Genomic DNA, 23,436 nt, shown 5'->3' on the forward strand with positions numbered 1-23,436 from the left:
CTGCAGGGTGGGTTCGCAGGAGCTGGCGGCGCGATGGGCCGACGCACTCGACGGCGTGGTCGCGCCGACGCTGACGCGAACTCAGATCGAAACCCTGCTGACGGGCCTGTGCGAGGAGTTGCTGGGCGCGTTGCGCGGCACCACCGGGGTCGAGAGCGCCCGGCTGGCCGCGGCCGCACTGGTCGCCGCGAACTATCGCGACGAGGCCGCGGTGAGCCGATCGATCTCGGTGATCTGCCGGGATATGGTCGCCGAGGTCTGTCCCGACCCCGGCCCGCCCGACGGCACGGCGGTGCGCGACCGCGCCGTCACTCTCGCCGGGGAGTTCGCCGCCGGATTCACCGCGGCCCTGCGCACCGCCGCCCTCGCCGAACAGGAGACCACGCTGACCGCGGCACTGGCCGCGGTCCGTGAGGAACAGGCGCAGCGGCAACTGTCGGAGGCGCGGTTCGGTGCGATCTTCGCCGGCGCCTCGGTGGGGATCGGCACCATCGACGCCGCCACCGGAAGGGTCCGCGACGTCAATGCCGCCTTCGCGGAAATGCTCGGCGTGCCGGCCGATGCGATCGTCGGCCGCTCGGTGGCCGCGGTACTGGGACAGGACAACCTCGGCGAGGCCTACGTCCAGTTCCAGCAGTTGCTAACCGGCGCGCTCGACCGGTTCCGGCTCGAGACCTCGCTCACCCGGCCGGACGGTCACCACTCCGATATCGACCTGTCGATGTCGGTGGTGCGCGATGCGCGCGGCAGGGTGCGATTCCTCATCGGGGTGGCCGTCGACATCACCGAGCGCAAGGCCCTGGCCGACCGGCTCTGGCACGACGCCCATCACGACGATCTGACCGGTCTGGCGAATCGGCTGCTGTTCTTCGATCGGCTGGCGCGCGCCGTGCCCCCGATCGGCCTGTGCTACCTGGATCTGGACGGATTCAAGGAGATCAACGACGATTACGGCCACACCATCGGCGACCGGGTACTGCGCGTGGTCGCCGAGCGTCTGGGCGCGGCGGCGGGCCCGGACGGTCTGGCCGCGCGCATCGGCGGTGACGAATTCATCGTGCTGATCGAACGGTGTGACGACGAGGAGCAGCTGGTCGCGGTGTCGGGGCGGCTGCTGGCCGCACTCGCCGAACCCGTCCGGGTGGCGGACCGCTCGATCTCGGTGGGCGCATCGATCGGCACCGCGCTGGTCACCCGTCATCCCGATGCCGTCGACGACCTCATGCACGCGGTGGACACCGCGATGTATCGCAACAAGAGCGCGCGCAACCGGCCCAGCGGCCGCTCGCGCCAGCATCAGTAGGCGACGTCACCGGGGCGCCGGCTCCGCCCCGGCCGCGAAATCGGCGCGGGCGTCCTCGGCGCGACCGTGGTCGGCGACGAACCCCGCACAGTCGCGACATTCGGCGATGATCGGATGCCGGCACTCGGCGATATGGGCGAGAAATCGATCGGTGGCCTCGAACAGCTCGATCCGCCGACGCAGCCGGGCGCGCTCGTCGGCGAGCAACGCCAGCCGAGCCCCGTGCTCGGACAGCCCGAGTTCGCGAATCCGGCGCAGCGACAAACCGGTGCGCTGCAGCGTCCTGATCAGCCGGGCGCGATCGAGCGTCTGCTCGTCGTAGGCGCGGTGGCCGGACCCGCTGCGCGGCGGGCGCAGCAACCCGACCGATTCCCAATGCCGCAGCACATGTGCCTCGACACCGATCGCCACCGCGGCGTCTCCGATCTTCAGACCGTCCATCTCGGCCCCTTTACTTCATGTCGACATCAAGTTTTATGGTGCCACGAGACGCGACGACAGGCCCGTCGTCGGCGGCCGATCACAGAACGGATGTGCACTCATGCCGGATCCGGCGAGAAGACCCACCATGCTCGAATGTTGCGGTGCCGCCATCGATTCCGTACGCGGTCTGGTGCTGCCCCGGCGCCGGGACGCGCGGTTCGAGGCCACCGTCACCGATGCCGGGCTGCCCGAGCCGCGGGGCACGGTGTCGGTGCGGGCGCTGCCCCAGGTGCCCCGATCGGTGCCGACGCCGGCGGTCGTCGAGGGCACGTTCAGCCCGCGCCGGATCGACAACGCGCTCACGGCGTTCGTCATCGAACATCCGCAGGCTCGATTCGTGGTCGACCCCGGGGTCTGCCTCGATGCCGAAGCACGCGCGATCGCGCAACTGCCGGCGGTGCTGCGGGTCGCGGTCCGGCCCCCGGCCGGCACCGTCGCGACGATCACCTCGCTGCGTGCACACGAATCACGACCGGTCGATTTCGCACTTCCCACCCACGCGCACTGGGACCACGTCTGTGGCCTGCTGGATCTGCCGGACCTGCCCGTGCACCTGCATCGGACCGAACGACACTGGATCGAGTCCGGAGCGGTCGCGCCCGTGGGAGGCGTCCGCGACGCACTGCGGGATCGGCCGATCGTCGACTACGAGCTCGACGGGCCACCGGTCCTGACCTTCACCCGCAGCCACGATCTGTTCGGCGACGGCACCGTCGTGCTGGTCGATCTGGCCGGACACACCCCCGGCAGCGTCGGCATCCTCGCCCACACCCGCCGCGGCTGGGTACTGCTCGCCGGGGACGCCGCCTGGCACGGCCTGCAGATCGAGAAGATTCGCCAGAAGGCCGGTTATCCGGGCAACTTCGCCGACGACGACCGGGACGCGACCTTCCGCACCCTGCACCGCCTGCATCTGGCGCGCACCGCCGTGACCATCGTCGCGACACACGATCACGCCGCCGCACAGCAACTGCTGCCCGGGCACGACGGGCACGGCGATTGCGGGGACGTCGCGGACGGAGGCTGAACACCGGACGCGTCCGACCGGCCGGTCCAGCACCCCCGGGGTGGCTATGGACCGGCCGACACCCCGGCGGCGACCATGTCGATATGACCTCCACCGCGTACGTCCCCGCCCTGGCCGGCCGAGAATTCGAGCTCGGCACCACCTATCTCGACACCGCCTCCTACGGCATCCCACCGGCCCGCGCCTTCGCGGCGGTGCGTGAGGTTCTCGACGGCTGGGCGAGCGGACACCGCGCACCGTCGCGATTCGACGATCACGTCGACCGCCTGCGCGCGGTGTACGCGCGATTGCTCGGCGGCGCGACCACCGACGATGTGGCGATCGGCGGATCGGCCGCCGCGCTGATCGGACCCGCCGCCGCGGCCCTGGAACCGGGCGCCGAAGTCCTCGTCGCCGCGGGGGATTTCGCCTCGGTCCCCAATCCGTTCCGCTATCGCGGCGATCTGCGGGTCCGCACCGTCGCGCTGGAGCACCTCGCCGAGGAGGTGCGACCGGAGACCGCGCTGGTGGCGTGCAGTCTCGTCCAATCGGCCGACGGCCGCACCGTCGATCCGGTGGCGCTGCGGGCGGCGACCCGGGCACACGACGCGTTGCTGCTGTTCGATATCTCGCAGGCCGGCGGCTGGCTGCCGCTTCGTTTCGCCGACGCCGACATCTGGGTGTGCGCGAGTTTCAAATGGCTGCTCGGCGCCCGCAGTGTGGGCCTGCTCGCGATGGGACCGGAGGCCGCGGCACGGCTGCGGCCGAATGCCCCGGGCTGGTACGCGGCCGCCGATCGCTGGACGGAAATGTATGCGCCACAACGGCTCGCCGATACCGCGCGCCGATTCGACGCCACCCCCGACTGGCTCGGTGTGGTGGGCGCGCTGGCCGGGGCCGAACTGCTCGAGGAACTGACGATTCCGGTGGTCGAGGCCCACGACCTGGCACTGGCCGACCGATTCCGTGCCGGGCTCGGTGCCCTCGGGCTCACACCGGTACCCGGCCGCTCGCCCATCGTCACGATTCCCGGCGCCGCCCCGGCCGCCGAAACACTGGCCGCGGCCGGGATCGTCACCACGGCACGCGGCGGTGGGCTGCGGGTGTCGTTCCACCTCCACAACGATTCCGACGACGTCGATCGAATACTGAAGGCGCTGGGCGACAGCGGACTGTGATCAGGAGGTCTTGCGCCACCGTCCCGGCGGCTGCCGCGATTCGACCCCGACCCGTTCGCGCAGTTCGGCGGGAATCCGGTCGATGATCGCCGACCGGTCCGCGGCGGCCAGTTTCCGGCGGATCGTGGCGACCTGGGCGTCGACCGTGCGCACCGAGGTGCCGCGTCGCATCGCGACCGCGCTGTTGGTCCAGCCCGCGGCCACCAGGATCGCGATATCGCGTTCCGCGGGCGAGAGTTCCTGCCACCGTACGTCGTTCGGATCGGCGTCGTCTCGGTCCGAGATGGACAGCCGGCCCAGGAAGTACCGCTGCAATTCGTCATCCTCGGGCCGCAACCGGGTGCCGCGGCGTAGCGCCGCGGCATAGCGCTGCGGACCCAGGACCGCCGTGGCCGCCACCCGGGCCGCTTGCGATCCCGCGATCACCAGCGGCACCCGGTCCGAGGCGATCCCCATCGAACGATGGAGTGCGGCGGTGCCACCCTGCAGATACGCGATCTCGCGCGCGGCGGCGGCGAGATCCGCGCTGCGAGCGCCGGATTCGGTCCGGCGCGTCAGCGTCGTGGCCAGCGCGACCGTGCTGTAGTGGATGATCCAGCCCGCGGTCCAGGTATCGCCGCGCTCGAGATGTTGCGCCACCGCTTCGCGCCCGCGGCGCACCGCATCCTCGGGGTCGCCGTAGCGGCTGGCCGCGACCAGCACCGCGAACTCGGCCCAGGACATCGCCCACACCGCATCGGTCTTCGCGGCGTCCTCGAGGTGGCCGCGCACCACCTGTTCGGCTGTCTCCGGCGGTGCCAGACTGGCCGCGGCGAGCACGGTGAACAGCTCGCTGCGCTGCCTGCCGCCGCGGTCACCGGCCGCCGCGAATTTTTCCCGGGCGCGAGACAACACGTCGATCGACCGCAGATCCAGATGGATCAGGAACAGTTCCAGGCCCCAGGTGAACTCCATCTCGGCCGGCAAGCCGATATCGGTGGCGCTGTAGTCTCGCCATTCGCCCTGGAGCACCGGATCGGTCAGGCATTCCGCGGCACATTCGTTCAGCAGGCGAGCGGTGTAGTCGAAACGTCCCTGCCACACCGCGATCCAGCCGATCAGCGCCTTGGCCGAGATCCGCAACGCCGACAGTTCCGGATCGTCACCGACCACGGCCAGCGCGCGTTCGGCCAGACCGCCGACCGCCCGGTTGGTGCCGGTGAGGAACGGGACCCGCAACGCCATGGCCACCGTGACGATCTCGAGTCCGATCACCGCCTCGCCCGGATCGGAGAGGCTGCTCTCCACGGCGAGCAGCACATCGTCCCAGGCCGCACGGGCCCAGTTGATCCACTGCAGTTCGTCCGGGCCGTACCACATGGCCCGGCCCGCGACGACCTTGTCGCGGAAGTACCGGCGATGGCGGGCGAGCAACCGGGATTCCGACAGCGCCTCCGGTTCGTCGGGCCGTTCCCGCAGCCGGGTGCGGGCGAAGACCCGCACGCTCTCGGGCAGGAAGTAGCCCACCGCGGTGGTCGTCATCCGAGTCGAGACCAATGACCGTTCGACCAGCCGCTGCAGGGTGACCTCGATCATCGATTCCGGTAGCTCGGCATCGGCGCAGACCGCGGTGATCGCACTGTGTTCGACACCGCCGCACCGGATCTCGTCATCGCCGGGGTCGAATCCGGCCGCGAAGACCGACATCCGATCGAGCAGGAGGCGTTCGGGGGCGCTACACAATCCGTAGGACCACGCGATGACATCACCGACGCTGCGATGACGTTCCTCGTCCCCCGCGCGCACACCCGACGACCAGCCCATCCACGCCTCGGATCCCGCGCCGGTGAGATCGCGCAGCAGCTCGGCCGCGGGCCGATAGCGCAATCTGGCCGCCGCGAGCCGGATGAACAGCGGATTGTTGTCCACATGCCGGCAGATGCGGGCGGCGAGGTCGAGCGTCGCCGGATCGTCGGGTATCGGGCGGCCGGTCAGTTCCGCGCGGCGGCGAAACAGTTCCAGCGCATGGTCGTGGGTGAGCGGCTGTACCGGCACCAGCCGTTCGTCGGTCCAGCCGATCGGCTCCCGGCTGGTCGCCACGACCGTCACCTCCGGCAGCAGGGTGAGCAGCTCCACGGCGAGGCGCGCGACCGCGTTCAGGACGTGTTCACAGTTGTCGAGAACCAGGATCGGGCGCTGCGATTCGAAAGCGATGAAGGCATCGACCAGGCATTCCTCGGCACGGCGACCGGTCAGATCGGTCGGCGCGACGGTGCGCACGATCTCCTCGACAATCGCCTCGACATCGGATCCGGTTTCCAAGCGCGCCAGCCGGACCCACAGCACCCGGTCGCGGCCGGGACGCTGATACCGGCGCAGCGCCTCGGTCGCCAGGCTGGTCTTGCCGATGCCGCCCGGGCCCAGCAGGGTGATCAGCCGCGGCCCGCCGGGAGCCAGCAGCTCGGTGATCCGCCGCAGTTCCCCACCACGACCGACGAATTGCGGAATCCTGGGCTCGATCACGACCGTGCCGTCTCGCGCCGGGCCCCGGCAGCGGCCTCGCGCCGCATCCGCTCGGCCGCTTCGGTGGGCAGATGACTCGCGATATCGGTGCGGGAGCTGATGTGCAGTTTCTGCCGGACCATCGCCACCTGGGCATCGACGGTGCGCACCGAACTGCGGCGGCGTTCGGCGATGGCGCTGTTGGGCCAGCCGGCGGCGGCGAGCACCGCCACCTCACGCTCGGCCCGCGACAGGGTGTGCCAGAGTTCGGATTCGGGCTGTGAATGTGGCGCCGGGGTGCGGACCGGCGGCGCGGCGACGGTGCGGCAACCGCGCTGCTGCGTCGCGGGACCGTCGCCACGACGGACGTCCTGGGTGCGCAGGCCCCGATACCGTGCGGCCAGCCGGTTCGCCTCGTGTGGATCGCGGCGGTGCAACTCCGCCCGCGCGAAGATCCGCACGCATTCGGTCAGGAACCATCGCGCCGAGACGCTGGTCAGACGCACCGATACCAGCGAGCGTTCCACCAGCCGGTCCAGTGTCGATTCGATTCCCGCCGCCGGGAGATGGTCGTCCGCGCAGACCGCGACGATCGTCTCCCGGTCGACTCCGGCGCCGTCGTCGTCGGATCCGGCGGGGAAGACCGACAACCGTTGCAGCAGTAGCCGTTCGGCCGCGGTACAGCGGTCCGCCGACCAAGCGATCGAGGCGCCGATCTTGCGATGCCGGGTTTCGACCCCCACCCGGGCGCCGTCGGACCACCACAGCCGGCGATCGTAGGCATCCCCGCTCACCTCCTGCAGCACACCGGTCGGCGGGTGGTGTTGCAGGCGAGCCGCGGCCATGCGCAGGAACAGCGGGTTGTGATCGAGGTGGCGGCAGATCCGGGCGAGCGTTCCGGCCGCGACGCCATTCGACTCGATCGGCCGTCCGGACAGCTCGATCCGGATTCGCAGCAGCCGCAACGCATCCAGCGGATCCAGCGGTGGCACCGGGACGAGATGTTCGTCGATCCAGCCGATCGGCTCCCGGCTGGTGGCGACCACGGTGAGTTCGGGATCGGCCTCGAGCAGATCCGCGAGCTCCGGGGCGAGGGTGGCCAGCACCTGGTCGCAGGTGTCGAGAACCAGTACGTGTGGGGTCTCGCCGGGGCGCACCGCGCAGGATCGCAAGGCGGCGGTCATCGTCGCGGCGTCGAGATCGGCCAGTGCCAGCCAGCGGGCCGGCAGGTCGACATCGCGCCGCAGGGTCTCGATCGCCAGTCGAGACTTACCGATGCCGCCCGGGCCGAGCAGGGTGATCAATCGAGCGCCGCGGCCGATCAGGGCCGCGATCCGCTGCCGCTGCGCCCGCCTGCCGACGAACTCACTGCTGGTGGCGGGCAGCACACCGGGACGCGATAGCTCGAACATAGTAGGGATAAGTTATCCCACCGGGCTCCCGGCGCGCCCGGGATCCACCACCGAACGGGTCGACCTCACCTGATCAGCAGACGGGCGCCGCCTGCTGATAGTGCATCTGCACCACCGCGCTGTCGAAGGTCATGATGTCGACCAGCTGCAATCCCGCGGTGTCGAGCGGTTTGGGGAACAGCGGCACGCCGCCGCCGAGCAGCAGCGGATGCACGAACAGCCGATACTCGTCGACGAGATCGTGTTCGAGGAAGTAGGACGCGGTCTGGGCGCCGCCGAAGACCACGATCGGCCCGGTCGAGCGGGCGCGCATCGCGGTGATCTCGGTGACCGGATCGGCGCCGATGACCCGGGTGTTCCAGCCCGGGTTCCGGAGGGTGTGGGAGAAGACCAGTTTCGGGGTGCGCTTCCAGCAGCGCGCGAATTCGACGTAGAACGGCGATATCGCCGGATCGGCATCGGCATAGGGCCAGAAGGCCGCCATGATCTCGAATGTCTTACGGCCGTATACGAATACCTCTGCCGCTCGGAGTTCGTCCAGGAAGGACTCGCACAGCTCTTCGTCCACCACCGGCCAGTGGATCTCCTGGTCGGGCCCCTCCGCGTATCCGTCGAGCGACATCTGCATCCACAGTGTCACGCCTGCCATCGTTCACCCATCTGCCGTTCCTGCTGGAAGACGATTGTTCCCAAGGGTGACGTGGGCGCGCATCGGTAATGTTGGGGCGCACCTACTTAAGTAGGTCACGCCCCGGGGGTCAGAGCAGTTCGCCGTCGCGGCACAGACTCGACGAACGCCAGGTCTGATCAGGCGTGGGGCCGTCGAAGCTCCACTGCGAGATCGGTCCGGCGGCACGCCAGAACAGTCCACCCGAGGTCGGCACGGCCTCGTACACATCGTCGGTGCCCTCGATCAGCTGATTACCCACGCAGTAGTCGTTGTAGGACGTACCCGGCTGCCGGGCGCCGGGGCTGAAGCGGCCCACCGGATTACCGAATGCGCCGGGGTTGGCGACGGTGTCACCACGGCCGGACAAACCCTCGATATTCCAGCGAGCGGTGCCGAAAAGGTCGGTGCGGCAACCGAACGCCCAACCGCCGGCCTGCACCCGGCTGCCCTGACCGAAGGCCTGACCGGCCCACAGACAATTCGGCCCGGCGGGATTCGCCGAGGCCGGGGCGGCCGCCAGACCGGCGACGGCGCCGCCCGCGGTGACCGCGACGGTGGCGGCCGCGGCGAGGGCGCGCAGGGTGCGAGTGCGGAAGGAGTAGCTGCGGGTGGCTGCGGTCATCGGGTGTCTCCGTTCATATGCGCCTCGTCGCCGTCCGGGGCGACGAAGTATTGGCCACACCACTAATGTACCGTTACCTAACGGCACGTTATGTGTAGACGTATCCCCAGGAATGGGGGGAGATACGCGGCCCCGCGGGGCCGTCAGGAGTCGGCGAGCGCCTCGGCCAGCGCGCTGTCCTGATCGAGATAACGGGCCACGAACCGCCCGATGAGTTCGGCGCCGGCGCGACCGGGAACGGTCCGCACCACATCGGCGCCCGCGGACAGCTGCGCCACTGCCGCCGGCCCGCCCTCGGACTGCTGATAGGCGGTCCACACCGTGCGCTGGAACAGATCGGCGAAGCGCCGCGCGATCCGATCGCATTCGGCGGCCAGCCGCTCGAGTTCACCGACGATCTCCGGCTCGGGCACTCCGGCGGCGGTGAGCTGATCGGCCGCGCGCAGCAGCTCCGGATCGGCGGCGCGGTAGGTGGTGGCGTCGACCGGCTCGTACAACCCGAGCGCGACCACCCGGGACAGCCCGTTGGGCACCTCGCGCAACCGCTCCTCGAGATCGGTCGCCGCGATCGTCACATCCGACGACGTGTCGACGGCGGCCGATACGTCGGGTTCGGCGACGCCGAGGATGTCACCGAGATCGTCACCGCGATCCCAGGCGTTGAGCAGCTCCTTGATGCCGTTGAGTTTGATCCCGCGGTCCAGCAGACGGCTGATGGTGCGCACCCGATTGAGATGGTCGGCGCTGTAGAAACCGGTACGGCCTTTGACCTGCGGCGGCGGCAGAACGCCCCGCTCGTGGTACACCCGCAGGCTTCGCACGGTGGTACCTGCCTCACGCGCGAGCTCGTCGATGGTGTACTCGGTCCCGGTCTTCATATATCAAGGAAACCACACGAAAATGTGAGCGGTTCGAAAGCGCTGAGCGGCATGCCGGTTCCCATCCTTGGCGGTTCGTTTGCCACCTGTGGGGGTGACGGACCTATCCTGCTCTGCATGGACGATATGGCGGACGCGCGCCCCAGCGTCGCCGAGCGAGAGCGCGCACTGCAGGAATTGTCACAACAGCTGGGCGCCGGCAGATTGACGCTGACCGAATTCGACGAGCGCAGCACACTTGCCACCCAGGCAGATACCAGAGTCGAGCTGGCCGCCCTGTTCACCGATCTGCCCGGCCTCGTTCCCGAGCCGCCCGCCACTCCCGATGCCGTCGCCGCGCCCGCCAATCCGCTGCCCTCACTGACCGTTCTCGCCGGCGCGATCACCGTCTTCGCGGTGGTGTCGGCCTGGGCCGCGGGAAACTGGCTGTGGCTGCTGCTGATCGCCGCCGCGCCCGTCGCGGTGATGGTCTGGCGGGCCCGCGGCGTCGCCTGAGCTCCTCACCACCGCGTACGCGGGCGTACCTGATTGGCCAGATCGACGAGCCGATAGCGATGCAGCCGGCCCGGCGCCGTCCGCGCGAGGGCCCGTAGTGAGGCCTCCAGGCCCAGCTGCAGCCCGGATTCGGTGAGAGCGAACCCGAGTAGGGTGGCGTCCGGCCGGCGGGGCATACCGCCCGCACGCAGCCATTCCAGCGCGGCGCCCACGACCACGACCTGCAACTGCAGTGCGCGCGGTTCCTCCGCCAGCGCGGTCAGCCGTTCCGCGGCCGCGGCCAGGTCCTCGTCGGTGACCTCGGCGACCGGCCGCGATACCAGCAGCAGTCCGCCGGTCATATGCGCGGCCGCGTAATGCCGGGACGACAGTGGCACCCGGTCCAGGACGGCGACGGCGGCGAGCAGTTCACCGTCGGCGGCCAGTCGCCGCGCCAGCCCGAAGGCCGCGCTGACGACTCCGTGGTTGGTATGCCACACCGTGCGGTAGAACTCGACCGCGGCGCGATGCCAGCGATCCGGATCGGCGGGCAGCTCCAGATGCTGCAGGACCAGTTCCGCCGTCGCCGCCATCGCCAACGCCGGCGCGATCTCCCCCGGCAGCATGGTGTGCACCGCCTCGAACCCCGCGTAGGCCGACTGGAAGGATCCGTCCAGCAGATCGGCGATCCCGCCGTACCAGGGCAGGCGCCAATCGGTGTCGTAGCGCGTCGCCAGTTCCTGCAACAGGGCTCGCGCCGCGGGCACATCCCCGAGATCCAGATGGGCACGCACCGCGGCGAGAGCACCCTCGAGTTCGAACGACGTGGTCTCGGCCATCACGCCCGATGCGATCCCATCCCGCATGCGCCGCAACGTATCCAGCGCGTGCCGCGGATCCCCGTGCAGCAGTGTGGATATCAGGTCGGCGCTGGGATCGGTGCCGTCGATCAGCGGCACCGGCAGCGCGGCCACCACGGCCCGGGCGTCCAGGGTCGGCATCCGATGCCGGCCGTCGACGATGCCGTCGGTCTGGCCGATCAGCGTCTCGACACCGAAATCGCCTCGCATGGAACCGAATTCGACCGACGCCTGAGGATGTTCGCGCCCGGTGTCGGCGGCCAGCACCATCCGCAGCACCCCGGTCAGCTGGCAGTACATCGAATAGGTCGACGGAAAGCGGCGAGCCGGAACGGGATCGGTGGCGCGGCACAGCAGCCGGTGCAGAGCGGGATAACGCTCGAGCAGCGGATGTTCGGACGGTTGCGGAATACCCGGGAGATGGTGGCCTTTGTCGTCGCGGGGCAGCTGCAGCACCAGCGCGGCCAGGGTCCGGCCCACCGTATAGATGTCGGAAGCGACCGTCGGGCCGGTTTCGATGATCTCCGGCGCCTGGAATCCCGGTGTGCCGTAAATACTTCCGAACGACTCCATGGCTGCCACGGCGCCGAGATCGATGAGCTTCACCTCGTCGTCGCCGACCATGATGTTGTCGGGTTTGAGGTCGTTGTAGGACAGTCCGAACGAGTGCAGATAGTCCAGCGCCGGCAGCACCTCCATCACATACGCGATCGCCTCCGACACCGGAATTCGTTGCGGTGCACGCTGATCGATCACCCGCTTGAGCGATTGACCGCCCACGTACTCCATCACGATGTAGCCGTCGGCGACATCGCGTCCCGCACACCGGTGTTTGACGAAGTTGTAGATCTTGACGATGCCGGGATAGGCGACCTCGGACAGGAACTGCCGCTCGGCCAGCGCCACCACGTGGGCCTCGAAATCCTGCGGATTCTGCAGGCCTTTCAACACCACCCAGCGATCGCTGACATTGCGGTCGACGGCGAGATAGATCCAGCCCAGCCCGCCGTGCGCGATACAGCCCTGCACCTCGTACTGTCCCGCGACCACCTCGCCGGTCTGCAGGATGGGCCGGAAATTGAACGGCGATCCGCATTTTCCGCAGTCCCCCGCGACCTGGCCGGGCCCGGTGTCACCGGCCCGGCCGACCGGCGCGTCACACTTCCAGCAGAATCGCTTCTCCTCGGCCACTTCCGGATCGTCGAGCACCGCGGAGCGCGGATCCACCGACATCACCCGGGGCATCTCCACCAGGCCCGCGCCCAGCCGCCGCGGGCTGGGGCGCGAGCGTGCGCTCCGACCGGATCCGGTGTCGGCGCCGAGCATATCCAGCTCGGTACCCAGGGTCAGGGGGCCGGAATTCGCCTCTCGTGACCGGGGCCAGGTAGCGGGCCCCGCGTCGACCGGTTCGGAGCGAGTCGGCCCGGGGCGCTGCGCGATCTCGCCGTTCGGGTGCCGCGCGGACGTGTCGACCGCGACCCGCAGGCGCTGCGACGGCTCCGCCGGCGCGTTGCGCCGGGTCGCCCAGGGGTGCGAGTCGGGGTCGGGCACCTCGCTGCGGCGGATACGCCGATTCGCCCAGGGATGCGGCAGTGGCGTATCGGGTCGCTCCGGCATGAGAAACCTTCCGAGGCCGCTGATGAATCGGGGTTTCATTCTTGTTCCCCGTCCACCCGCGCGCGCCCCCGCACTTCCCAACGCCGGGAATAGGTCCGCCCCGGTGGTACCGGGGCGGATCGGTCGGTCATTTCTTGTCGGAGTCGGCCTGTGATTCCGGTTCCCCGGACTCGTTCGGCTTCGCCGGTTCCGCGGACCCGGAATCGACGCCGGCCGGGTTCGCGTGCTCACCGGCCTCGTTCTGCAGCGGACGCTCGGCCAGCACCGGGAACTGCCCGGTGTAGCCGAGCCGCTCGGTGGCCACCGCCAGCACCTTCCGGCGCGCCAGGAACCACCCCGCGACCAGCGCCGGCAACATCACGCAGACCATCGCGAGGACCGCGAAGCGCTGCACATCGTCATCGCTGGCGGCCATCAGGACCACGACCGCGGCCAGGAAGACCAGCGTCGCGATGCTGGTGTACGGAGCACCGATCAGCCGGAACGACGGACGCTCCGCCTTGCCGACCCGCGACCAGCGCCACAGCTGCAACTGGCACAGGATGATCGCGGTCCACGCGAAGATGGTGCCCAGCGCCGACATGTTCAGCACGATCTCGAACGCCTTGTCCGGCACGAGCGCGTTGAGCCCGACGCCGATCAGCGCGATGGCGCCGGTGGCGAGGATACCCACATACGGCACACCGGAACTCGACATCCGCGAGGCCACCTTGGGAGCACTGCCGTTCATCGCCATCGAGCGCAGGATGCGACCTGTGGAATACAGCCCGGCGTTCAGGCTCGAGAACGCGGCGGTCAGCACGACGAGGTTCATGACGGACCCGGCGCCGTTCACACCCAGCTTGGAGAAGAAGGTGACGAACGGGCTCTCACCGGCGTGGAAGGCGGTGTAGGGCAACAGCAGTCCGAGCAGAACCAGCGAACCGACGTAGAACAACGCGATACGGGCGATCACCGAATTGATCGCGCGCGGCATGATCTTCTCCGGGTTCTCGGCCTCACCCGCGGCGGTGCCGATCAATTCGACCGCGGCGTAGGCGAAGACGACACCGGTGGTGACGGTGACCAGCGGCAGGAGTCCGGTCGGGAACAGACCGCCGTGCGCGGAGAGCAGGCTCGGGCCGGTGGTCTGGCCGTCCACCTCGAAACGCCCACCCAGGATGACGACGCCGGCGATCAGGAACGCGACCAGCGCGACCACCTTGATCAGTGCCGCCCAGAACTCGAGCTCACCGAACCATTTCACCGAGATCAGGTTGATGCCGACCACGATCGCCAGGGCGACCAGCGCGATCGCCCACTGCGGAATACTGCGTGTACCTCCCCAGTAGTGGACATACGTGGCGATCGCGGTGATGTCTACGATCCCGGTCATACACCAGTGGAAGAAGTACATCCAGCCGACGCCGAAAGCCAGCTTCTCCCCGTAGAACTCGCGGGCGTAGGAGACGAACGATCCCGAGGAGGGGCGGTGCAGCACCAGCTCGCCGAGCGCTCGCAGGATGAAGAATACGAAGATTCCACAGACCGCGTAGACCAGGAACAGACCCGGGCCCGCGTCGTGCAGGCGACCGGCCGCACCGAGAAACAGTCCGGTACCGATGGCGCCGCCGATGGCGATCATCTGCAGCTGCCGCGGGCGCAGCGATTTGTGATAGCCCGCATCCTCGGCATGCAGCGCGTCCGTTGGCGCCGTCGCCTCCGAAGGAGGTCGAACAGTTGTCATGATGGAGGACCTTTCACGTGACGGCGATCATATCTATGGGCAATGTACCGTCATTCAACGGCACGTTCAATACGTGTGAAGGGTTGTAACGCAACGGAAATGACAACAAAGGGCCCGGAACCGTAGACCATACCGATAGGTATCGGTACGCTGGATGGGTAGAACGTCGAGGGGATGAGCGAATATGGCCTGGTTCGAGCGGGAATTCATCGCCGTCCCGGACGACCGGAAAGACCAGTTGGTCTACAAATGGCCCGACCTCAATATCCGGCGCTACAGCCGGACCATCGTCAACGCCGACCAGATCGCGCTGTTCGTCAAGTCGGGGCGCGTGGTGGCGACCATGGGTCCGGGGCGGCATCGTGTCGATGCCGACGAACTGCCGGTGCTGGGCGCGCTGGTGGACACCGTCACCGGAAACAACTTCTACCGCGCGGAACTGTATTTCGTGTCGACGCGCGACATCTCCGGCGTCAAGTTCGGCGGGCGGCTCGACGATATCGCGGACCCGGCCAGTGAGCAGGTGGTGACGCTGCGGGCCTTCGGTGAATTCGCCCTGGCCATCCGCGATCCCGCGCAACTGATCACCTCCCTCGTCGGCACCACCGATCTCACCGATCCTGCCGGACTTCGGTCGTGGTGCGCGGATCTGCTGCTCAAGTCGATGAAGATGACCGTGTCACACGGTATCTCGCAGGGCGAGTGGCAGGTGCTGGGGCTGTCGGCCCAATTGCAGTCCATCGAGACCGAGGTGGTACGCCGGACCAACATCGCCCTCTACGAGTACGGACTGCGGATTTCGCGGCTGGGCAACTTCGACATCACCCTCGCCCCCGAGGACGCCGAGCGGATCAAACGGCTCGCCAAGGATGTCACCTACATCCGCCTGGCCGGGGATTTCCAGCGCTACGCCGCCGGAGAGATGGCATTGGGCGCCGGACAGGGCATGGCGCACGGGCACGGCGGCGAGGGCGGATTCCTCGGTGCCGCATTGGGTTTCAACGCCATGGGCGCCCTCGGCCAGACCTCCTCCCCCTGGGCCGCGCAGTCGGCGCCACCGCCACCGCCGCCGGAACCACGGCAGCCGGCGCCCGGAACTCCGCCGAACGAGGAACCTCCCGCCGCGCTGACGGCCGGGGAGACGGTGTGCACCTCGTGCGGCACGGGAAATCCGCGCGCGGCGCGGTTCTGTATGCACTGCGGCACCCGGCTGGCCGCGACGCCGCGGCATTGCACCGACTGCGGTACGGAATTGGCCGCCGCGGCCCGCTTCTGCGGAGCCTGCGGCACTCCCGCTCCGGCCTGAGCGACCTCCCCTGGAATACGCCGATGCCGCGCACCCGCTTTCGCGGGATGCGCGGCATCGGTCTCTCGGTTCCGGACCGGGTTCGGGTGTGCCGGTCCCAGTCGGCACACCCGAACCCACCGGCAGGTCAGCTGGGCACCGTCGCCGTCGTCTCGGCGCTGCCGACCATGCTGCGGACCTGACGTGCGGCCACCGACAAGGTCGCCAGGTCATGGGCATCGGAGGCGAAGATCTCACCGAGCGCCGCACGGGCTCGGCTCAGCCGGGAACGGTTGGTCGATTCCCAGTACGCGATCTTCTCCTCGGGGCTGTCCACCGGCTCGGTGGTGGTCAGCACGTCCGCGGTCAGTGAGCGCAGCGAATCGTAGAGATCCTCGCGAACCGCCAGGCGCGCCAGCGTCTGCCACCGATCGCCCCGATCCAGTCCGGCGACCGCGGACAGCAGCCGCTGGATGTCGAAGTGGGCGTCGAGCGCGTAGTACAGCGCCGCGACCTCCTCGGCTTCGCGTTCGCAGATATCGGCGATATCGAGCACGTCCAGCAGCGGGAACCGATGAATCAGCAGGAAGACCTCTTCCGCCAATTCCCGGGGAGCGCCGTGGGCGATCGGCTCCCGCGAGCGCGCCACCAGATCGTCGGCCAGTCCGCCCGGACGCCACGCCGGCACCTTCGCCGCCAGCGTCCGCACCCCGTCGCGATAGCGCGCGATACCGGCGCCCACCGCGATCGGCTGCGGCCGGTTGGTGAGCAACCAGCGCGCCGCCCGATCCAGCGTCCGTTTGGTTTCCAGCTCGAGTTCGTTGCGCGCCGCGGCGGGCATCGGCGTCGTGCGGATCCGCTCCCACAGCGAGCGCAGATCGAAGATCTCCACCGCGGCGGTGAACGCGCGCACCGCGTCGTCGGTGGTCGCCCCCGCCTCCTCGGCCAGCCGGAAAGCGTAGGTGATGCCGCCGTAGTCGACCATGTCGTTGACCACCATGGTGGCCAGGATTTCGCGCCGCAGCGGGTGCCGGCCGATCGTGGCGCCGAACCGCTCGCGCAGCGGCGTCGGGAAGTAGCCGGGCAGCAGCGCCTCGAACGCACTGCTGTCGAGCAGGTCTCCGCCCAGCAGATCGGACTTGAGCGAAAGCTTCACGTGCGCAAGCAGATTCGCCAGCTCCGGCGAGGTGAGACCGGCACCGGCCGCGGCGCGCCGATCCAGCTCGGCATCCGAGGGCAGCGCCTCGAGTTGGCGATCCACGCCGCGCCGGGTCTCCAGTTCGGTGATGAGCCGCCGGTGCACCTCCATCATGGCGGCCGCGTTCGACCGCGACAGCCCCATCTGGAAGTTCTGAGAGATGTTGTCGCGCAACACCAACGAGGACACCTCGTCGGTCATCTCGGCGAGCAGGGCGTTGCGGTCGGCGGACTCGAGCTCACCCGCCGAGATGGCCGCGCCCAGCAGCACCTTGATGTTGACCTCGTGGTCGGAGCAGTCGACACCGGCGGAATTGTCCAGCGCGTCGGTGTTCATCCGCCCACCGAGCCGGCAGAATTCGATCCGGCCCAGGGCGGTGGCGCCCAGATTGCCGCCCTCACCGATCACCTTGACCCGCAACAGATCCGCGTCGACGCGCACCGCGTCGTTGGATTTGTCGCCGACATCGGCATGGGACTCGGTACTGGCCTTGATATAGGTACCGATACCGCCGTTCCACAGCAGATCGACCGGCGCCTGCAGAATCGCCCGGATCATCTCCGGCGGCGACAGCGTGCTCACGCCCGGATCCAGATCCAGTGCGGCGCGGATCTGCGGGGTGACGGTGATGGCCTTGGCGGACCGGTCGAAGACCCCGCCGCCCGCGCTGATCAACGACGTGTCGTAATCAGCCCACGACGACCGCGCCAACCCGAACAAACGCTGCCGCTCCACGAACGACGACCCCGCCACCGGATCCGGATCGATGAAAATATGCCGATGATCGAACGCCGCCACCAACCGAATATGCTCCGACAACAACATCCCGTTACCGAACACATCCCCCGACATATCACCCACACCCACCACCGAAAACTCCTGGCGCTGAGTATCGATATTCATCTCCGCGAAATGACGCTTCACACTCTCCCACGCGCCCTTCGCCGTAATCCCCATCGCCTTGTGGTCATACCCCGCGGAACCACCCGACGCGAACGCATCACCCAACCAGAAGTCGTACTGGTGCGCGACCTCGTTGGCGATATCGGAGAAGGTGGCCGTTCCCTTGTCGGCGGCCACGACGAGATAGGTGTCCTCGCTGTCGCGGCGGACCACTCGCTCGGGCGGCAGCACCGCGCCACTGGCGTGGTCGACGTTGTCGGTCAGATCCAGTAGACCGGAGATGAAGGTGCGGTAGCAGGCGATGCCCTCGGCCTGCATGGCCTGGCGATCGGCCGCCGCGTCGCCGGTGGCGGCGGGCGGGCGCTTGACCACGAATCCGCCCTTCGCGCCGACCGGCACGATCACCGCGTTCTTCACCGCCTGCGCCTTCACCAGGCCCAGGATCTCGGTCCGGAAATCCTCCAGCCGATCCGACCAGCGCAGACCACCACGCGCCACGGCGCCGAATCGCAGATGCACACCTTCGACCCGCGGCGAATAGACGAAGATCTCGAATTGCGGCCGCGGCCTGGGCAGTTCACCGATCGCGTGCGGATCGAATTTGAACGACAGATGCTGCGGCGAATTCCCGTTCTCGTCACGCCGGAAATAGTTGGTGCGCAACGTCGCGGTGATCAGGCCGAGGAAGGCACGCAGAATGCGGTCGGTATCGAGGCTGACGACGGCGTCGATCTCGTCCTGCAGCCGGGATGAGATGCCCGCCGCGCGCGCGGTGGCCACCGGTCCGAGATGTTCGGGATCGAAATAGGCCTCGAACAACTCGGTGAAGGCCCGCGCGGTGCTCGGCTGGGCCAGCAGCACACGGGTGATGTTGACGAAGGTGTAGGCGAATCCGGCCTGCTGCAGATACTTCGCGTAGGCGCGCAGGGTCGCGATCTGCCGCCAGTGCAGTCCGGCCCGCAGCACCAGTTCGTTGAGCCCGTCGACCTCGCAGTCGCCGAACCACATGGCGACGACGGCCTCCGGGAAGCGCCGGCGAATACTGCTGGGCGGCAACGATTCCACCGCGATCGAGCGATCGAGATCGGCCTCGGGATCGGCTTCGCCCACTCCGCGCAGCGTGGCCGCCGCAACCCGCAGCCCGAAGTCGTAGATCCAGCGCGTGTGCGAGCCGGGCAGTTCGAGCCGATAGGGCTTCTCCTCCACGACCTCGAGCCCCAGGCTGTGCAGCACCGGCAGCACCCGGCTCAGCGAGACCTCCGCACCGGCCACGTACAGGGTGAAGCGCCACTCCCCCGACGGAGCGCCGGGAACGCGGTAGAGGTCGGTGTCGATCTGCCCGTCCGACAGCCGCTGTAGCCGCCTCAGATCGTCGAGCGCCCGCGCCGGCTCGTATTCCTGCTGATAGGTCGCCGGGAACGCGGCCGCGTAGTCCGCGACGACGGCGGCATCGAGTTCGGCCGCACCGCCGGCGGCGCTGGCCAGCCGATCACTCCAGCTGCGGGTGGTGGCGAACAGCAGATCCTGGATGCGTTCGCGATTGGTCTCGGTGATATCCGCCGGCTCGGCGTCGGCGCCACGATGGACCGTGAAATAGACGACCGCGAGCTCGGATTCGGTGACGCGGGCGGAGTAGGCGATCTGCTCGGCGTCGAACTCCCGGCGCAGGATCTCGTGCATCCGCAGCCGGACCTCGGTCGAGTAGCGGTCGCGCGGCAGATACACCAGGCAGTAGACGGCATCGCTGCCGATATCGCGCCGCAGGAACAGCCGGATCTGACGGCGCAACCCCAGATTCATCACCGCCGAGACGGTTTCGAACAACCGCCGCGCATCGGTGGAGAACAGTTCCACCCGGGGGAAGGTCTGCAGCATCTCGAGCAGGGCCTGCCCGGAGAACGAGTTCAGCGCCAGGCCCGCCCATTCGATGACCTGATGCACGCGCCGCGAGATCACCGGAATGTCGAGGATGTTCTCGTGCAATCCGCTGACGGTGAAGGTACCGACGAACACGTGCTCGCCGACCACGGTGCCCGCTACCGACGGCGTGGTCTCGGCGCCGTAGTCGGCGACGCTGACCACGTACACATCCGGTGAGCCCGGCAGCAGGGTGTCCAGGGATCCGTTGGACAGCCGCAGAATTCGATCCGATCCGGAGGTCACCGTACCGACGTCGACGCCGGATCCGTTGCGCAGCACGCCCAGCCCGGTGCCCGAAACCTGTTGCGGCTCCGGTCCGTCGGCCTGGGGATGCACACGGTAGTAGCCGTAGCCGAGCACCGTGAAGTGTCCGGAGCCCAGCCAGCGCAGCAGCTGCGCGCAGTCGCCGGCCTCCATCGCCGAGGGTTGCGGCGCCACATCCAGACGCGCGGCCAGCGCTGCCATCGTGCGGGTCATCGCCTCGGTGTCGTGCGCGACCTGGCGGAGCTCGGCGAGCAGGGGTGGCAGTGCCCGCTCGATCCGGTCCAGCACCGCATCGCTGTCGGCGGCACTCAACTGCACATGGATCCAGGATTCGGTGACGACGTTCCCGCTGGAATCACCGCGGCCGGCCGGATTCGCCTGCGCCACATCGAAACCCTCGGCGGGTGCGATCGCCCGTAACCGTCCGCGCCGATCCCGCAGCACGTCGAACACCGGGTGCACGACCTCGGTGACGGTGGCGCCCAGCCGCTGCAGCGCGGCGGTCAGGGAATCGACCAGCAGCGGCATATCGTCGTTGACGATCTGCAGCGCCGGACCCAGCCCGCTGCCGTCCTCGGACCGGTAGAGCCGGGTCAGCGCGGTTCCGGGGCGGCGGCCGGCGGCCAGCTCCAGATGATGTCGGAAGATCTGCTCGGCACGGCCGGTGATCGTCGGCGCCGCGGCTCCCGGCTGGATCCAGCGGAAGTACACCGCCTCCAGATCGGTCGGATCATCACGGAATCTCTTCCATGAAATCGTCTGCTGGGTAGTTGCCACCATCGACCCGTGCCTTCCCGCGATCGGAATCGGTCCGCCTGCTGTGCGGATCTTTATTCGATGTGCCGTTAAACAACGGCACGTTAATCAGTGTAACAAGGATCGGGCCACGCTACCCGGTTTCTCAGCGAATCAAACCCGAGCGGTACAAAAACGTCTGCGCGGCCGCACGATTGGTGAAAGTCGCGGTCTCGATGCGCAACCCGGAACGGGTGTCGGCGTACCAGACGGTTGCCGACGGGCCGACCGCGATGAAGACCGTACCGTCGGCGATGACCGTGCCACCGGCGGCGCGCCAGCCATCGACCACCGCGGCCAGATTCTGCGGCGGGTCGTCGCGCACGGTGAAGGTCAGCTGCCGGCCACCGGTGATGCCGCCGGACAGCAACGGGTGATCGGCCGGGATCACGCAGTTGTCCACGGCGGCCCCGCTGTCGACATGACGGCACGACGAAGCCGCCCGGACCAGGTCGGGCAGCGCCTCCACCGGCGTCAGCTGTCCGATCATCGGCGGCGCGCTCACCCCGCAGGAGTGAATGACCATGACGGCGACCACCAGCAGGGCCGCGATCCCCGCGATCGCGATCTTCCAGGTGACCTCCGGCAGCGCGATGGCCGCGGCACCCTTTTCGGCGTCGCCGGCCACCTTCTTCACACCCTCGCCGGCCTTGGCGACCTCGGCGCCGATCTTCTCCGCCGCGCCCGCGGCACCGGTGACCAGCCGCCCCGCCTCCAGCGCGGCGTGCGCGGTGTCGGCGAGCAACGGATGACCGGCGCCACCGGACTGGACGTGCGGCTCCGGCCCCAGCGGCAGCGGAGCCCCGCAATGCCCGCACCGCGTTTCGTCACTTCCGTTGCGATGGGAACAGTACTGGCAGATCGAATGGGGAGGTTTCAATGTCCCGTGATCACAATCGACGAGATGGCGGTGGCCTTGGCCGAGGGATCGCCCTTGGACTGCTGGATGGTCAGCGTGATCTTCGAGGCGCTGACCGCCGGCGAGATCTTGGTAACCACGAGACTGCGCTGATCGAGGGTCTGCTGCGTGTATCTGGTCGCGGACGGATCGTTCAACAGGTACGACACCCGGCTCGCCGTGCGGTACTTGTCCCACTGATCCGCGCCGTCGCTGCCGACGCTGTCCCAGCCGGGGATGATCCCGATCGAATCCACCTGGTACTTCTTACCGAGATCGATCGTCATGACCTGTCCGTCGATCTTGAACGCGCGCACACACGCCCATGCCTTTCCCGGCTCCCCGGAGAAGGCGTCCATCGCGTCCGTACTGCCGGCCGGACAGTGCGCCTCCGCGGAACGCGGCTTGATGGGACCACTGGTCGACTCCGGCGCCGCCGACTCCGGCTTGGACGACGGCGGCGCCGCGGCCACCGGCGTGACCACGGCCAGCCGGTCGGGATCGTCCTTCTTACCACCGGTGGTGACCAGGACCAGAATGAGCAGGAGCGCCAGCACGCCGGCCACCGCCAGCGCGACCTTCGGTTTCCGCAACTGGATGAGCAGCGTGCGCGGGAACTCCGGCCCGCCGGCCGGCTTGGGCTCGGCCGCCTTGTCGCGGCTCTCGGGCGCCGGCGCGGCCTGCTGCCCGGACTCCTCGGAGTTCGCGCCCAGGCGCGCCGAGCGCTCGGAGAAGTCCGAGGTGAACTCGAGCTGTGCCGAACCCGCGGAGGATTCGCCGCTGAGCAACGCCATGATCCGGTCGCTGGCCTTGGGCCCCGAACTCACCTTCCGCGCCGACGGCATCGAATCGGAATTCGACACGGCGGCAAAGGAATCCGCATCGGCCGACGATGCCGCCGGACCAGCGGCCGGGTCATCGTCGGCGGTGAATTCGGGCGATCCGAAGGACGGGTCGGAGAGCAGCGTGTCCAGGACCGCGCCGCGATGGCGAAGGAAGAGATCTCCCTGGTCCTCGGCGGGCATATTCCGGATGGTATCGACAAATCACATCGCCACCCCAGCGGCACTATTCCCGCTGGGGAGAACAGTTTTCGGCGATTCAGTCCGGGCGATCGGCGGTGACGAAGTACTCCGGCGGCACATCGAAGACCCGCGCCAGAGCGATGATCAGATCCAGCCGCGGAATCGCCTCACCGTGCACCAGCCGGTACAGCCCCGACTGCGAAACCGGCACATCCGGGTACGCCAGCTCCAGATGCTGCGCCAGCGAGTACAGGGTCAGCGATCGGGTCGAACCGTCCTCGGTCGACACCACGGACTCCGCGATCAGCTCCGACAGCCGGCGCGAGAAGATCGCCGCCGCGCTCTGCCGTGGGGTTAGCGCGTCCTCGCCGTCCGGAGGCTGGATATCACCATCGGTCTGGGAGTCCGCTACCACATTGATGAACATTACCGTCCCGA

The 23,436-nt window shown here is 68.6% G+C and carries 17 protein-coding genes; 5 read left to right on the forward strand and 12 right to left on the reverse strand.

All coding sequences use genetic code 11. The annotated features are described in order from the left end of the window. Positions 1-7: 7 nt before the first annotated feature. Positions 8-1,303 carry a sensor domain-containing diguanylate cyclase gene (locus tag LKD76_RS24155; protein WP_227983701.1) on the forward strand — a complete coding sequence of 432 codons (1,296 nt, stop codon included), beginning with the start codon at positions 8-10 and terminating at the stop codon, positions 1,301-1,303. A gap of 6 nt (positions 1,304-1,309) precedes the next feature. On the opposite strand, the gene LKD76_RS24160 is transcribed toward LKD76_RS24155, so the two are convergent. After that, the gene (locus tag LKD76_RS24160) at positions 1,310-1,744 is read right to left on the reverse strand and encodes a MerR family transcriptional regulator (protein WP_227983702.1); all 435 of its coding nucleotides are present in this window, start codon (positions 1,742-1,744) and stop codon (positions 1,310-1,312) included. Positions 1,745-1,844: 100 nt separating this feature from the next. On the opposite strand from LKD76_RS24160, the gene LKD76_RS24165 reads away from it, so the two are divergent. Both LKD76_RS24165 and LKD76_RS24170 read left to right on the forward strand, forming a co-directional pair. Continuing rightward, complete coding sequence (locus LKD76_RS24165; protein ID WP_227983703.1) at positions 1,845-2,813, forward strand: MBL fold metallo-hydrolase; 969 nt, start codon at positions 1,845-1,847, stop codon at positions 2,811-2,813. Positions 2,814-2,896: 83 nt separating this feature from the next. Then, entirely contained in the window at positions 2,897-3,970 is a 1,074-nt protein-coding gene (locus LKD76_RS24170) for an aminotransferase class V-fold PLP-dependent enzyme (RefSeq protein WP_227983704.1), read from the forward strand. Here LKD76_RS24170 and LKD76_RS32195 read toward each other — a convergent pair whose 3' ends face one another. From LKD76_RS32195 to LKD76_RS24195, 5 genes are all read right to left on the reverse strand, one after another. Then, the gene (locus tag LKD76_RS32195; RefSeq protein ID WP_227983705.1) at positions 3,971-6,472 is read right to left on the reverse strand and encodes an ATP-binding protein; all 2,502 of its coding nucleotides are present in this window, start codon (positions 6,470-6,472) and stop codon (positions 3,971-3,973) included. Next, positions 6,469-7,863, reverse strand: a complete 1,395-nt coding sequence (locus LKD76_RS24180) for a LuxR C-terminal-related transcriptional regulator (RefSeq protein WP_227983706.1) — start codon at positions 7,861-7,863, stop codon at positions 6,469-6,471. Before LKD76_RS24180 ends, LKD76_RS32195 begins: the two co-directional genes overlap by 4 nt. A 73-nt stretch (positions 7,864-7,936) precedes the next feature. Further along, positions 7,937-8,512 (reverse strand): dihydrofolate reductase family protein, encoded by a 576-nt coding sequence (locus LKD76_RS24185; protein WP_227983708.1) that lies wholly within the window; start codon positions 8,510-8,512, stop codon positions 7,937-7,939. Positions 8,513-8,621: 109 nt separating this feature from the next. Next, positions 8,622-9,155 (reverse strand): hypothetical protein, encoded by a 534-nt coding sequence (locus tag LKD76_RS24190; RefSeq protein ID WP_227983710.1) that lies wholly within the window; start codon positions 9,153-9,155, stop codon positions 8,622-8,624. A 143-nt stretch (positions 9,156-9,298) separates the two neighbouring features. After that, a complete protein-coding gene (locus tag LKD76_RS24195) occupies positions 9,299-10,033 on the reverse strand; it encodes a MerR family transcriptional regulator (protein WP_227983711.1) in 735 nt (244 codons plus the stop codon). Between the two features lie 117 nt (positions 10,034-10,150). Between LKD76_RS24195 and LKD76_RS24200 the strand changes: the two genes are divergently transcribed. Next, on the forward strand, positions 10,151-10,528 hold the full coding sequence (locus tag LKD76_RS24200; RefSeq protein ID WP_227983712.1) for a DUF1707 SHOCT-like domain-containing protein: 378 nt from the start codon (positions 10,151-10,153) through the stop codon (positions 10,526-10,528). A 5-nt stretch (positions 10,529-10,533) separates the two neighbouring features. Here the strand turns inward: LKD76_RS24200 and LKD76_RS24205 are convergent, their stop codons facing one another. Both LKD76_RS24205 and LKD76_RS24210 read right to left on the reverse strand, forming a co-directional pair. Beyond that, positions 10,534-12,984: a serine/threonine-protein kinase gene (locus tag LKD76_RS24205; RefSeq protein ID WP_227983714.1), complete on the reverse strand. Its 2,451-nt coding sequence runs from the start codon at positions 12,982-12,984 to the stop codon at positions 10,534-10,536. A 127-nt stretch (positions 12,985-13,111) separates the two neighbouring features. Further along, positions 13,112-14,710, reverse strand: coding sequence for an amino acid permease (locus LKD76_RS24210; protein WP_227983716.1), 1,599 nt, complete (start codon positions 14,708-14,710; stop codon positions 13,112-13,114). 184 nt (positions 14,711-14,894) lie between these two features. Here LKD76_RS24210 and LKD76_RS24215 point away from each other — a divergent pair, with 184 nt between their 5' ends. Then, entirely contained in the window at positions 14,895-16,016 is a 1,122-nt protein-coding gene (locus tag LKD76_RS24215; RefSeq protein WP_227983717.1) for an SPFH domain-containing protein, read from the forward strand. A gap of 127 nt (positions 16,017-16,143) precedes the next feature. Here the strand turns inward: LKD76_RS24215 and LKD76_RS24220 are convergent, their stop codons facing one another. From LKD76_RS24220 to LKD76_RS24235, 4 genes are all read right to left on the reverse strand, one after another. Further along, complete coding sequence (locus tag LKD76_RS24220) at positions 16,144-21,060, reverse strand: NAD-glutamate dehydrogenase (RefSeq protein WP_227983718.1); 4,917 nt, start codon at positions 21,058-21,060, stop codon at positions 16,144-16,146. A gap of 121 nt (positions 21,061-21,181) precedes the next feature. Then, positions 21,182-21,955, reverse strand: a complete 774-nt coding sequence (locus tag LKD76_RS24225; RefSeq protein WP_227983719.1) for a hypothetical protein — start codon at positions 21,953-21,955, stop codon at positions 21,182-21,184. Next, the gene (locus LKD76_RS24230) at positions 21,952-22,998 is read right to left on the reverse strand and encodes a hypothetical protein (protein ID WP_227983721.1); all 1,047 of its coding nucleotides are present in this window, start codon (positions 22,996-22,998) and stop codon (positions 21,952-21,954) included. Before LKD76_RS24230 ends, LKD76_RS24225 begins: the two co-directional genes overlap by 4 nt. Before the next feature lie 76 nt (positions 22,999-23,074). Continuing rightward, entirely contained in the window at positions 23,075-23,413 is a 339-nt protein-coding gene (locus LKD76_RS24235) for a helix-turn-helix domain-containing protein (protein ID WP_227983722.1), read from the reverse strand. Between the last annotated feature and the right edge of the window lie 23 nt (positions 23,414-23,436).

Source organism: Nocardia spumae, assembly GCF_020733635.1.
In the GTDB taxonomy this organism is placed as follows: domain Bacteria; phylum Actinomycetota; class Actinomycetes; order Mycobacteriales; family Mycobacteriaceae; genus Nocardia; species Nocardia spumae.